Source organism: Nodosilinea sp. LEGE 07298 (assembly GCF_015207265.1).
In the GTDB taxonomy this organism is placed as follows: domain Bacteria; phylum Cyanobacteriota; class Cyanobacteriia; order Phormidesmidales; family Phormidesmidaceae; genus Nodosilinea.
This window is the reverse complement of the sequence record NZ_JADEXE010000002.1, coordinates 34150-46618: the sequence shown is the minus strand read 5'-3', so window position 1 is coordinate 46618 and position 12469 is coordinate 34150. Positions and strand designations below refer to the sequence as shown.

7 protein-coding genes, 1 tRNA gene, 1 pseudogene and 1 CRISPR repeat array are annotated in these 12469 nt (G+C 53.5%); of the genes and pseudogenes, 4 read left to right on the top strand and 5 right to left on the bottom strand.

Going from position 1 to position 12469, the window contains the following annotated elements; genetic code table 11:
- Window positions 1-84 precede the first annotated feature (84 nt).
- Window positions 85-279: a hypothetical protein gene (locus IQ273_RS00535; protein WP_194021038.1), complete on the top strand. Its 195-nt coding sequence runs from the start codon at window positions 85-87 to the stop codon at window positions 277-279.
- Window positions 280-544: 265 nt separating this feature from the next.
- Window positions 545-1258, top strand: coding sequence for a hypothetical protein (locus tag IQ273_RS00530; RefSeq protein ID WP_194021036.1), 714 nt, complete (start codon window positions 545-547; stop codon window positions 1256-1258).
- 159 nt (window positions 1259-1417) lie between these two features.
- Here IQ273_RS00530 and IQ273_RS00525 read toward each other — a convergent pair whose 3' ends face one another.
- Window positions 1418-2782, bottom strand: a complete 1365-nt coding sequence (locus IQ273_RS00525) for an IS4 family transposase (protein ID WP_194021034.1) — start codon at window positions 2780-2782, stop codon at window positions 1418-1420.
- 67 nt (window positions 2783-2849) lie between these two features.
- Complete coding sequence (locus IQ273_RS00520) at window positions 2850-3977, bottom strand: transposase (protein ID WP_397196747.1); 1128 nt, start codon at window positions 3975-3977, stop codon at window positions 2850-2852.
- A 221-nt stretch (window positions 3978-4198) separates the two neighbouring features.
- Between IQ273_RS00520 and IQ273_RS00515 the strand changes: the two are divergent.
- Window positions 4199-4624: pseudogene (locus IQ273_RS00515) on the top strand (tyrosine-type recombinase/integrase); the annotation flags it as partial.
- A 316-nt stretch (window positions 4625-4940) separates the two neighbouring features.
- Here IQ273_RS00515 and IQ273_RS00510 read toward each other — a convergent pair.
- On the bottom strand, window positions 4941-5579 hold the full coding sequence (locus tag IQ273_RS00510; RefSeq protein WP_194021030.1) for a MerR family transcriptional regulator: 639 nt from the start codon (window positions 5577-5579) through the stop codon (window positions 4941-4943).
- Between the two features lie 67 nt (window positions 5580-5646).
- Here IQ273_RS00510 and cas12k point away from each other — a divergent pair, with 67 nt between their 5' ends.
- On the top strand, window positions 5647-7503 hold the full coding sequence (gene cas12k / locus IQ273_RS00505) for a type V CRISPR-associated protein Cas12k (RefSeq protein WP_194021027.1): 1857 nt from the start codon (window positions 5647-5649) through the stop codon (window positions 7501-7503).
- 899 nt (window positions 7504-8402) lie between these two features.
- A CRISPR array of direct repeats spans window positions 8403-8808; the repeat unit is 37 nt; unit sequence GTCGCACTGGGCTTCTACAGCCCATGAGGATTGAAAC.
- A 246-nt stretch (window positions 8809-9054) separates the two neighbouring features.
- Here cas12k and IQ273_RS00500 read toward each other — a convergent pair.
- Together IQ273_RS00500 and IQ273_RS00495 are read right to left on the bottom strand one after the other, a co-directional pair.
- Window positions 9055-9177: transfer RNA gene (locus IQ273_RS00500), tRNA-Ser, on the bottom strand.
- A 99-nt stretch (window positions 9178-9276) separates the two neighbouring features.
- The gene (locus IQ273_RS00495) at window positions 9277-12462 is read right to left on the bottom strand and encodes a helicase HerA domain-containing protein (RefSeq protein ID WP_194021025.1); all 3186 of its coding nucleotides are present in this window, start codon (window positions 12460-12462) and stop codon (window positions 9277-9279) included.
- Between the last annotated feature and the right edge of the window lie 7 nt (window positions 12463-12469).

The following is a 12469-nucleotide window of genomic DNA, read 5'->3' as shown; positions in this document are numbered from 1 at the left end:
GTTGTGAGCATGATTACGGTTACCCCCAGTCCAGCCTGGATTGGGTTTATATACCGCTAAGTGAACCGTTACGGGAGAAAAATTATGCGTGTTCAATACCTGGGTGCCTTGGCGATCGCGGGCTTAATCACCGTAGGCACCGCTGCCTGTGGTGCTAACCCTTGCGCTGGCAGCACAGAACAGGTTGACCCCTGTGCCGGAGCTGATCCCTGCGCCTCTGCCAATCCTTGCGCTGGAGCTGACCCCTGCGCTGGTGCCGATCCTTGTGCTGGTAGCTAAGGTTAATTGTTAATCCCAAACCGAAAATCTGACTATTGACAAGCTCTTTCTGTCTTTGAGAGCAGGACAGAAAGAGCTTTTTTGTAGAGAATTTTAGACTTTATTCAAAGATTTCATTTTTCTCAAAATGGGTATCAATGTAAGGTGGGACAAAGGGATGTTTAGTGCGGCGTATCAATAAGCACGCTATATAGAAGAGATAAAAGGCTCTGCAGCAACGCCCAGAGCCCGGTATCGTTACCGGTACGAATTCAAATCGGTAACGATGACTTCTACTATACGAGGGCGACGACACCAGGTAGCCGACTATCTAAAAGCGCAGGGGCGAGTGGCCCTGCGCGTGATAGCTGAAGCGACGGGGCTGAGCCGCAGCAGTGTCCATCGCCATCAGCAATCAATAGACCGTGCTGAGCAACACCCGGAGTTGAAGGGGTGGGACAGTGCAGTGGGATACCTGTGGTTGGTGCGCCTAGTGATTGCGGTGGTGTATCACTTTGGGATTAAGCAGGGGGGTGGTGCCGAGAGCCTACCGGCGTTTTTCAAAGCGATTCATGTCGATACTCATCTTGGTTGTTCGCCCACAGCGCTGCGACAATTGAAGCATTGGGTGGAGGCCGCTATTGTGGCCTATGGCAGCACCCAAGCCGAGCGATGCCAACCAACTGAGGGCCAGGGGGTTTGGCTGGGGGCCGATGAGACCTTCTTTGGGTTGCCCACTCTGGTGCTGATGGAGTTAGCCAGCGGGTTTATTTTCAGCGAAGTTGAAACCGAAGATCGCACCTACAGCACCTGGAAAGCGCCGTTACCGCCGGGATGGGAATCTGCCGGGTGGAGGTGTCATGCCTTGGTCGGTGACGAGGCCCGGGCGCTGATTAAATTGGCTACGACCGGTTTAGGCACGGTCAGCGTGGCGGATGTATTCCATTCGACTTGGAGACCGGCCAATGGCAACTGGCCACAGACCTTAGGGCGCGACTGAGCGCCCTACTGCCTACCCTCAACGCCCTAGCCGCAGACTATGGAGGAGCAGCAGCGGTGGCAGCGGTGGCGGCCTTTGAACACCAGATCCCAGCGTTAGCCCAAGGCGTTCACGCCTGGTGGCATTGGGTCTCTCAAGCGATTTCTGTCTAGGTGTTATTTAGTCGCCAGATAAAAGCTTAGCCGTCGAGACATGAGGGTGTTTCGGGTCATACTTGGGCGATGACTTCTTTTTCTTTTTCTTCTTCTTTTGCGGAGGGGCTTTGAGAAAGCGTTTGAGCTTGACCTTGGCGGCTAAGACCTGGAGGAAATCGGCTAACTCAACGACCGGCATTCCGGCAAAGCCTTGCCAGAGGTGAGGTGGAATGGCGATCATCATGCCCTGATAGGTGCCTTGCAATTCATTGACCACGTAGAAATCAGACAACGCCGCTTCAATTTTGCCCACCCCGTGCACACTGGCCAACGCCGCTTTGAGGGTGGCCAAAATGTTATACGCCATCAGGGCCAACGTAAAACTGAACAACGCCGCTTGGGGATAAGCTAGGGTTTTGATTTCCCCGTCAAAGTTTCGAGTCACCGACAAAAACAGCCCTTCGACTTGCCATCGTTCTCGGTAGAGTTGCACCACAAGGGTGGCCCCGGCATCAGGGGTGGGTAAGTTGGTCAAACAGACAATCTCATCGTTCCCGTGTCGAGTCGGTCGAGCTAAGCGCAAAACCGTGCGTCGCAGGGTCAACGTTTCCTCCCCCTGCTGAATCTCGATGGGCTGTTCCCACACCTCACCGGCTTCCCGTTGGCCCACCCGTTCCAGTGTCCCAAGGGCTTGCCACGGCAAATTCTGATGTTCACGGACAATGAACGCTGCTTGCCGCCCAGCGATGCCCATGAGAAACGCCAGAGTACACATGTTGCGGTCGGCGATCCAGAGTTGACCGGCTTCGACGGTGTCGATGACCTGCGAAAAGAGTCGTCGCTCCTGGGCATGACCATCCTCACACGGGAAAATATCGACCGCCAACCGTGAGACTGGGTCGAGCACGACTAAGGATTTACCCGGTAACGGGGCGGCAGACACTGTCTGGAGGACTTTTAATCGATGCTCGGTCGCTGCTAAGGCATTGCCATCCAACACTTGGGTCTCGTATCCCGCTAACAACGGCGGGGAACTGCCTCCCATCTGTTGAATCAACTGCCCGAGCTCGGCGGCGGTTTCCCGAAGCAGGGCCGCGCTCACCTGGGTCTCAACTCCGTTGAGTTTTTGGTACACCGCACTGCGATTTACATTTATCTCCGCCGCTTTGGCCTTGTACGCCGCATTCACGGAGGGCTGGATGCCGCACACGACCAAGCTCATCAAGTTGACCAGCGTGGAAAACAACAGTTCACGGGTGTACTGCACCTTCGCATGGGTTTCGAAAATCTCATCGAGCCGTTCAGGACGAAAGATGCGTTCCATCAAGGCGCGCATCATCACACTGACAGGACTTTGCTCGACAAAGGCGGTAAAGACTTCTCCTAGCATCGGGTTACCTCCCGCTACTAACCAGGACACCTCAACCCTAGCGCCTTTATTTTTCTACCCCACAGATTTAACACCTAGACAAGAATCGGGCTAACACCTGAAGGATTCCTAGGGCAACGGCATTGAGATTGACAAAGCGTTCCATCGCGTCCACTTTAGCCAGGATTTGACCTTGAACGGATTCAGGATAATCAGCCAGATTGAGATTCTTAGGCCAACTCGGAGCGGTGGTCATGGCTTTAAGCCAAAAGCGATAGGCAAAGCCCCCGAGCAGGTGAATCAGGGTGCGGAAGGTGAGTTCGATCTTAAAGCGCAAGCCATAGGCCGCAATTATCTCTGGTCCACTCAACGCCCCATCGGTGGAGAGCAGAATGAATTGCCGACCATTGGCGAGTTGGGTGAGCACAAAGCGCACCGTGGTCTCAGGACTATCCCAATGCAACTCAAAGCACTGGTAATAGACGGTGACGAACTGACCATAGAGCCACACCTTAGCCTGCTGGCAGTGCTCAATGGGGGCGAACAGGGTCTGGAGTTTCACCTTGCTGCCCCATTGCCGAGGCCGTCCAGGACCTTTCACCGTCGGCACCGCCGAAAACTGAGCATGGGCGACGGTAGAGCTCCGCACTCGGCTAATCAGATGCACCTGATGACGGCGAAACCGCGTCATCACGGGTTCGCAGGCAAAGTAAGCATCTAAGACGATATAGCTCCCGGCTTGGGCGTAGGCGGTACACAGGTCGGCCATCTTTGTCACCAAGGTGGTCTTCGGCTTAGTCTCAGTATCAGTGGCCTCGGGGGCAGCGGCGGTCAGGCCCTCGTGAACCTTCAGGATTATCGGGACGGCAAAGTAAGCTGAGCCCGCCCCTAGTAGGATGCTCAAGGCATTGAAGTAATGACCTCGAATCCACTCTGGCTTGCTGACGTCCTCTGATTCTTGATGGAGCCCTTTGACTCCAGGCATTTTGCGGCCTTCTTTGGCCACTTTAATCCCGTCGCCCACATAGACCCGTTGTCCCTGGATGCGATGGACATGAGCCTGCTCGCTCAGCCATCCCCCCCATCGCCTACACAGCCCCTCCGCGCTAAAAGCACTGGACTCAAACCAGTGCAACGCTTGGCCGTAGTACCCTTCTCCCAGGCCTATCGCATTCAAGTAACTGGTCACCGCTGGCGGCTGCGTGTTCAACAGCACGCCCCACACTAACAGGACAAACCATCGAAAATCGAAACGTGGCGTCACGACTAAAGGCCGGGCGCAAGGCCCCCAAGATTTGCTCTAGGCGTTGATAGAGCTCCATAATAAGTCTGGCTGTTGATAATCACTTCAGCCAGTCTCGGACATGACGGCCCTCCGGGGCGCAGGCGTGTCCGTTTTTCTTCACCTTCCCCACGGCCTGAGAACTTCGCACTGTCCAGATGAACTTAGATCAGCGAAAGTTTCAGGTGGTAGGCAAGGGCAACAAACGGCGGTGGTGTTTTTACAGTGACGACGCGGCTCGGGTTCTGGAGCGATACCTAAAATACGAGCGCCACTCGGGTTGTTCGGCCTTATTTACGGCCCAGCAGCCCTTCACAGGGGAAGTAAGCCGGATGAGCTATCGCACAGCTCACCAGGATTGGACGGATTTAATCGCCCAAAGCCCAGAACTAGAGGGCATTCGGATGCATGACCTACGGCACACCTTTGCCACTGAGCGAGTAGGACTGATGGGCATCGAAGAATTGAGGGCGCTAATGGGGCACCAGAACATTCAGACAACCTTGCGCTACCAAAAGGTGACATCGCAACGGGCCGAAACAGTCGCCCAAGCGGCGCTTGCTGCGTTAGCCGAAAGCTAATTAATAATCTACTGAAAGCATTGATAAATATATGTAGTCGTATAGTGTTTATCCCTACATGTTCCTGCTGATGCAGAGTATAAGCAATACTCTGCATCAAGAAAGTGAGGCCAAAAAGGGGCACCATCCAAAATCCATAGTAGATGGATCCAAACTGAGACAAAAATAAGCGCCTAGTGGATATTCAACGTCTTGCTCAAAAACTGTATCCAGCTTTTTGAGTAAAACCACCTCTTTAGCATTGGGGTGGATGGAAGAAGCTAGCGCCGCTTATAACGAGGAAATCTGAGAATGCTCCAAACTTTGAGGCTGGCTACTACTGGCTGTTGTCTTCTACCTCTGTAGACTTGCCTGGCTCAATCATGAGAGCTGTCTCTCCGAGGAATAGATGCTCTTTGCCTACCGCAGCGTCGGCATAGCTATGAGGCCGCGACGTGGCTGGCTTTTCCTGGATGGGTTTTGGCTGCACATCAGGTTTTAGCAAAGAGACCTTGATCCCAAATACCAGCAGTCTATCCTCAAGCCGCTTGAGCAAAATTTCTGGCCAAACGGGAATCACCGCCCTTCCATTGGCAACTGCATCAACTGCCTCTTGCTTTGCGAAGGGGCAGAGTTCCAAGCTCCCCTGGGCTTCTCTCTGCAAAAGCATGAAGCGCTTGGTAACACTGTACTGCTCAGGATGCTTGAAAACGTTTGGATCTGACGCTTTGAGAGTCGCTAGGTATTGACGGCAGACCTCATAAGTCAAACCTAGAGACATCAAATACTCCATCGTGGTCAGTTGCAATAGATCTGACAAAGAGTAGTACACCGTGCGTCCGGTGCCGGTGGCGTTGATGGTAGGCACCACTACATCTTTTTGCCGCCAATACTGAAGCTGCCGAGCAGTGCAGCGCGTGATCTGAGCTGCCTCGGCACTGGTAAAAAAGCGTTGGTCTATCAAAGATGAATCCATAGACACATCCTACCGGAAAGACAAAAACTGAAGTTACTCTATAATGACATGATGTTTTTATAGAGCTATGGCATATAAAACTGTCCGGTGCCGCTTGATCGCTTCAGCTGAGGCTCGGCAAGCCATTTGGACGTTAATGGCCGAACGTAATACCCCCTTGGTCAATGAAGTTCTTCACCGAGTGCCAGGATATCCTGATTTTGTAAGGTGGCAGCAGCGAGGCAAGTTGCCTAATGAAGTCGTTATAAAACTGGTTAATGGACTAAAAACTGATCCTAGATTTAGTAATCAGCCTGTCTGGTTCTACATCTCAGCGCAAAAGCAGGTCACTTACACCTTCAAAAGCTGGCTCAGCCTGCAACGTCGTAAGCAGTGGCGGCTAGAAGGCAAACGCCGCTGGCTCGGCATTCTACAACCCGACTCTACCCTGGCTGAACAAGCCGGATGCAGCCTTGAGAAATTGCAGAACACGGCAATCCGCATCCTTAAAACTGTCGAAGCGACTGACCCCTTCAAGCACCTATTTAAGGAGTATGGGCAGGCCAAAAAAGCACTTCGTCAAAATGCCTTGGCCTATTTGCTCAAGCGCGGTGCCAAGCTCGACCCTGCAATCGAAAACCTAGACACACTGGCCAAGCGCTACCGCAAAGCCGAAATTTCTATTCAGAGGCTAGAAACTCAGCTTCAGGCCAGCCTTCCGAAAGGACGCGATTTGACTGGCCATATCCAGACGGAAGCACTCATCCAGAGTATCCACACGCCCCCTCTAGATGATGAGAGCTACAGCACCTGGCACCAATCCCTCACCAGAGAACCCGCCACTTTTCCTTTCCCCATTATTTACGAAACCGGCAAAACGCTTGTCTGGTCGCGAGATGAGCAAGGCCGTTTGCTGGTCAGCTTTCAGGGCCAGGGCACAAGTCAGCATTGGTTTAAGGTGTACTGCGACAAACCTCACCTGCACTGGTTCGAGCGGTTTTTGGCAGATCAAGAAACTAAAAGTGCAGGAGGAGATCGCCATTCAGCGGGCTTGTTTACCCTGCGATCAGCTCGGCTGTCTTGGATTCCGTCCAAAAAGCATCAAGATGAGACTGAGCCATGGAACCGCTACCACCTCAACCTGTCTTGCACCGTAGACACCGCCCTGTGGACTCAAGAAGGCACCCAACTTGTGATGGCCGAGAAAGCCGCTAAAACCGCCACAAAACTGGCATCCATGCAGACTAAAGAATCGCTATCTAAAACCCAACAGGTCTACGTGGGACGGCTAGAATCCACCATTGAGCGGCTACCAACCCCTTACCCTCGCCCCAGCCGTCCCCTTTACCAACCTAGATCAGACATTCTGGTTGGGGTCAGCATGGGGCCAGAGAAGCCTGCCACCGTTGCTGTCATCAATGCCATAACCCAAGAGGTGCTGGTCTACCGATCTACCAAACAGTTGCTGGGCGAGCACTATCCGCTCCTACAGCGTGCCCGATCTGAACGGGTAAAAGTAGTTCACCAGGGGCACCGGCAGCGCCGCAAAGGCGGCAAGCGCATGTCCCCAGAGTCTGACCTAGGTAAGCATGTTGATCGGCTGCTGGCTAAGGCAATCGTTGAACTTGCCCAAGCCTATCAAGCAGGCAGCATTGTCCTACCAGACCTTGCCCACATTCGCGAAATTGTTGAAGCAGAGGTCAAACAACGAGCGGCAGAGAAGGTGCCCGATTTTGTAGATGGCCAAAGACAGTACGCCAAAGCCTACCGCACTCAAGTTCACCAGTGGAGCTACGGTCGTCTGCAAGACGCCATCGCCTCTAAGGCTGGACAGTGCCGGATCACCGTCGAAACGGCTCGGCAAGGATGTTCTGGTTCGCCCCAAGAAAAAGCCAAAGACCTTGGCCTGCTAGCTTATGAAAAGCGTTTAGCACTTTCTACTTAGCCCCAGTATCTATAGCCTGATGTGCTAGCTAAGTTAGTGTCGCCGTCCTGAAATTCCTAGCGAAAACCCCTATCAAGCCAGGGCAAACGCATATTAAATGAAAACTCTCAATCTACTGACTGATAAGGCTTTGAGCTTCTGGCACTTTGCTATCAAAGACTTGGGTAGTGTATGGCCAGAACGAGTTTCCTGGTTTACAGCGACTGTTTATTAAGAATGGAATCAATAGTTGATTTCAACGCAAACACTGTAGGCCCTATTGGAAAAGGGGTTGAGGCTCTTCAAAAAAGTATGCGTTTGCCATGCCTATCAAGCCCTACTGTACAAGAACTTATTCGTAGAGTAGGATACTTGTATTAAAAGCGCCGCAGGACATGCGAAAGTCTCTGTTCTGTGAAAAATGAGGGCTTGTTTGACTGCGAGATAGCAGCCTTACTTTCTGGCCCTGGCAGGCTGGCACTGGACTGCTAAAGTAAGATGCTTGTTAGAACGCTTGCTGCCCAAGGGTTTTGGACAGCGAGAAATCAAGGATCATATTTTTAGAGACCAGTGCTGGCTACTGACCACTCCGATGCTGCTGTTGTAAGTGAACGTCTGGAATCGGGCACCGTGCAACAGGATAGGGGCGCACCCAGCAAGAGAGGACGGACTTACTGTAGTGTTGGCTGCCAAAACAACTCCGACCGAGGAGTAATCCATGCACCCATATCGATATCTTAGCCTCCGCGAACCCCAAGCGCAGGACTTTTTCCTGGCAGGTTCGCGCAGCCTGAAGGCCTTACCCGCTGGCATTTCGATGCTGTACGCCGTGGTCTGGCCAGTTAATCAGGTCGTAAAAAGGCAGGTTCGCGATCGAAAGGGCCAAATGGCCCGCGAACCAAGAGTTTTGAGTGGGTGCTGTCGCACTGGGCTTCTACAGCCCATGAGGATTGAAACAACCAGCAGGAGTAAAGATCAAGCCAGCAACCTCTGTCGCACTGGGCTTCTACAGCCCATGAGGATTGAAACTTGGTCTTGCCCCCTAGCTGAGGTAGCGGGATGTAGGGTCGCACTGGGCTTCTACAGCCCATGAGGATTGAAACCTCGCTGGGCCTAGCCTGTGGAGCGGCGCTGAGGTTAGTCGCACTGGGCTTCTACAGCCCATGAGGATTGAAACAATTCCCTCGCGGCGAGCTATACACACTTTAGTTAAAGTCGCACTGGGCTTCTACAGCCCATGAGGATTGAAACGACTACCGCCGCGAGGGCGACCCAGGCGAAACCGAGCCGTCGCATTGGGCTTCCACAGCCCATAAGGATTTAATCAAAGTTCCAACCCATTGGCCCATTCTGAGGCAGTAATATCTACAGCTCTAAACAAACCATATAACCGTAATGGTTCAACCAAACTATCATTTAAGAGCATGGACTGAAACGAATCCCGCCATCTCGATTAGGCAAAGCACAGCTGAGAGACACTAATTCCGGAACGCCGACACTAATTCCGGAACGATGACAAATAATTCCGGAACGTGCAGCTACAAGGCGCTTCCGCAGTAGGTTTTAGAAGAATCGGGATGGCGGGATTCGAACCCACGGCCCCTTCGTCCCGAACGAAGTTCAGAAAATCTTCTAACCCTTTCTGCCCCTTGATTATAGCGGTTCTCAATAAACCGTCCTACCAATTTCCTACCGCAATCTGCTCAAAGGTTTGCTCGACAATGGGGATGAACCAGCTTTCGGGATTGCTCCCGAAAGCTGGTTCTAGGATCGCAGCGCGTGTCGGTTAGCGCTCTACTGATTTACAGAACTAGCCGCTAGGGCTTGCACCATTTCCAGCGGTACCTGTTCAGCCCGAACCAATGACAGGTTAGCCTTCAAGCTGGTGACCTCCCCAGCACGGATCGCGAAGAACTCGCCGACCTGTTGGTTGGCCAGCTTGCTGGTCACATCTGTCTTGGCCTCGCTGAGCATAGGCTTCAGCTTGTTGAGGGCGGTGTTTTCCTTCACCTTGCCGACAAACCAGGACGAGATTTGATCTCTACACTTGTAGTCCAGGTCGCCGGGGCTTTGGGTAGCAAGCAAAATACCCAGCCCGGCGGAGCGGGCTCGCTTGAGCAGGCTTTCCATCGGCTCTTTGGTGGAGGGTTTGCCCTGGGCGGGCAGGTACAGATCGGCCTCATCAAACAACACCACCGCCTGAAGCTGGCCCGAGGGATGCCGCTGGGCATAGCGGTTGAGGTTGAGCAAAAACTGCGATACCCAAAACAGAATGCTGGCGTTGTCGCCTAGGCTGCCCAGATTGATTACCGATAGCCGGGTCTTCTGGGGGTGAGACGGGGCCAACAGCTGCTCGGTGGAGAGTTGTTCACACTGAGGATTGAAGAGTTGCCCGGCCATCAGGCTGAGGGTCTGGAGGTCTTCCGCCAGCTTCTTGCAGTGCTTCGGGTCTAGCACCCCGATCGCATTCACCAACAATGGATCCTGCTCGGCAATGAAGGCAATTAGCCGGTCGATGCTCAGAGGGTTATCGGTTTGGAGGGTGCTGAGCACGGCGATCGCCTGCCCCAAAACCGCCATCCGGGTTTTATCCAGCCCCGCCGCTTTATAGCCCATAATGCCGCCCAGGGCGGCGGCGCAGTAGTTGGCAATTTGCTGCCGCTCAGCGCTGGGAAGTTGCCCCAGACCCGGCGGGGTAATGGCAATGCTCAGCGGTCGCCCGGCGTCGCCCAGGGTGCCAGGGGTGTAGACCGCAACATCAATGTGGTCGCGCAGCAGTTGCCGGTAGGCCATCAGCCGAGGATTGTCGGTGGGCTGTTCCCAAGCCTCGGGGTTGGCGTAGCTGCACAGATCGCCTTTGCGATCAAGCAGAATGGCGGGCACGCCCCGTAGCAGCAGTTGTTCGATCAAGGTCAGGGCCAGGGTGGTTTTGCCGCTGCCCGAGCCCCCCAGAAATGCGGCGTGGCGCACTAGCGCTTCCCGAGGTAGATCCACCAGAGTCGGCACTGCGGAGCGAGTTTGGCCCAGGGGGATGGCTGAGGCTGGCTCAGGTAAAGTCGGTTCAGCCTCAAGGTCGGGAATTGGTTTTGGCGCGTCTTCAGGAGCATTATCCCCAAGCTTTGTGGCGGTTGGCTGGGGCGTTGGTTGGGTTGGCTGAGGCTGGCCGCTGGATGCGGAACCGGCGGCAATTTTCAGGTTGGCCAAATTCAAGATGCGCTGGAGCGAGGGCAGCTGAGACAGGGGCTGTTCGACCTGGAGCCAGGCGGGGTACTCGGGGCGATCGCCGTACTGCTGCTCGAAGCTCTGAATCGCCAGCATGGTGCGCCAGTCAGAATCGGCCACCTGGGCGCGACGACCTCCCTGACTGAGAAACTCACCAATCTGCTGGGCGATTTTTGTTCGAGGATTGCTAGGGAATTCAGTGGTGCGTAGGGCGACGGGGATACGATCGCCAGCGTTTTGCTGAAGCTCCCGAATTTGTTTGGCTAGAGCACCACCCTTTGAAGACTTCTGACATAAACCCAGCCGTAAAGATTCCCTAGAGTTATTTGGCTCCAGGTGCAGATCTGCGGTCATGTACTCCCCATCGATCTGGGTAGTGAAGTGGCAACCATGGCTTAGTTCTTGCCCACAGCGCTCGATGCTGTTGCCAATGAGGTGAAGTAGGTCGCGATCATCGTCGGGAGGCTCAAAGCTCCCCGCCAGGTGATCATTCCAATGTTGACTCAGCTCATAGTCTGGCGAAGGCGGCGGATCAATTTTGGGTGGTGGCTCAGTAATATCTATGTCGGGTAATTGTCCTGTGGTGATGCTTTTTTCTCGCTGGCGGCGACACCATTCCAAGACATCGCGAGTTGTCTGACCCGCTAGCGTCTCAGCGATAGAGTCAGGGAAGGGATATAACGCTTCGTCACTGTTGACCGATATTTCTGCCAATTCGTAAAGATTTTGCAGTCGCCGCGAGAGAATTTGCCTGACTTCATCTTCTGAACGCCGGGCACTAAGGCTTACGGGGGTTGGATCTAGCTCTAGGCGATCAAGATGGGATTTTGGCAGGTGTTGTTTCAACAGATCGTAAAAGCTCTCTAGGCAGGAGAGCACGACGATGACGTTGGGAATCTCAGCTAGCGTAACGATAGTCTGAACAGCTCGCCGGAAACGCTGCCCAGCTTCATCCATACTGTGAATATCTTCAAGCTGGTCTAGGCAAACCACAAAGGCCCCGCCGGTAACCGCCTGAATCAACAAGGCAAAAGACCGTAGCATCCGCAGGGGATCATCATCGTGATCGCGGCCAACTACCCCACCTAAAACTCTACTGTCGTAGGGGGTTAAGGGTTCGCACCGTAATAGTTTAAGGACTTTAGCGCTGATAGCAGGCTGGCCGGGTTGCAGGTATAGCAGCGCCCGAATAACGTCGATATCAACCCCATTGAACTGTGGCAGGGCAATCACACGATCTGCGATTGGGTAGATTAAATCGATTAGCTCTTCCTGGGATAGATCGTCTTCTTTCAGGAGAGTAAGTTCATTAGGCGTAACGACGCCTGAGCTTTCGGCTAGGGCATTAGAAAACTCAATCAGTCCAGTTTTTGGCCCAAAGGGTTCGTAGTAGGGCTTATCGAAAGAATCGATGGTGTTTCTCAGCACATACCGAGCATAGTTCGACACCGCAGAGGTCATCTGCATGTAGCTAAAGAAGCCCTTCTGTTGTTCGTGGGTTTGATTGCGAAAAAACCGCATCAAATGAGTTTTACCCGCCCCCGACTCTCCCAACAGCAATAGGATGCGGCCTGAATCGCTAGCGGCAGAACTATCGGCTCGATTCAGCAACCGTTCGTAGGCTAAGCGAGCTTCTGGATGAATGGTGTCAACGTCGTATAGGTCGGGCTGCCAGATTTGGTGCTGGTGGGTGACGGCATGAAAAACATCAAGCCCCTGGTGAGAACAAAAGGCGTCAAATCTCGGATCAGTAGTCATAGATATT

What these genes read in the sequence shown, in the direction of transcription:
- IQ273_RS00530 (WP_194021036.1), top strand. Translation starts at nt 545, where the DNA reads ATGACTTCTACTATACGAGGGCGACGACACCAGGTAGCCGACTATCTA.
- IQ273_RS00510 (WP_194021030.1), bottom strand. Translation starts at nt 5,579, where the DNA reads ATGGATTCATCTTTGATAGACCAACGCTTTTTTACCAGTGCCGAGGCA.
- IQ273_RS00535 (WP_194021038.1), top strand. Translation starts at nt 85, where the DNA reads ATGCGTGTTCAATACCTGGGTGCCTTGGCGATCGCGGGCTTAATCACC.
- IQ273_RS00525 (WP_194021034.1), bottom strand. Translation starts at nt 2,782, where the DNA reads ATGCTAGGAGAAGTCTTTACCGCCTTTGTCGAGCAAAGTCCTGTCAGT.
- cas12k (WP_194021027.1), top strand. Translation starts at nt 5,647, where the DNA reads ATGGCATATAAAACTGTCCGGTGCCGCTTGATCGCTTCAGCTGAGGCT.
- IQ273_RS00495 (WP_194021025.1), bottom strand. Translation starts at nt 12,462, where the DNA reads ATGACTACTGATCCGAGATTTGACGCCTTTTGTTCTCACCAGGGGCTT.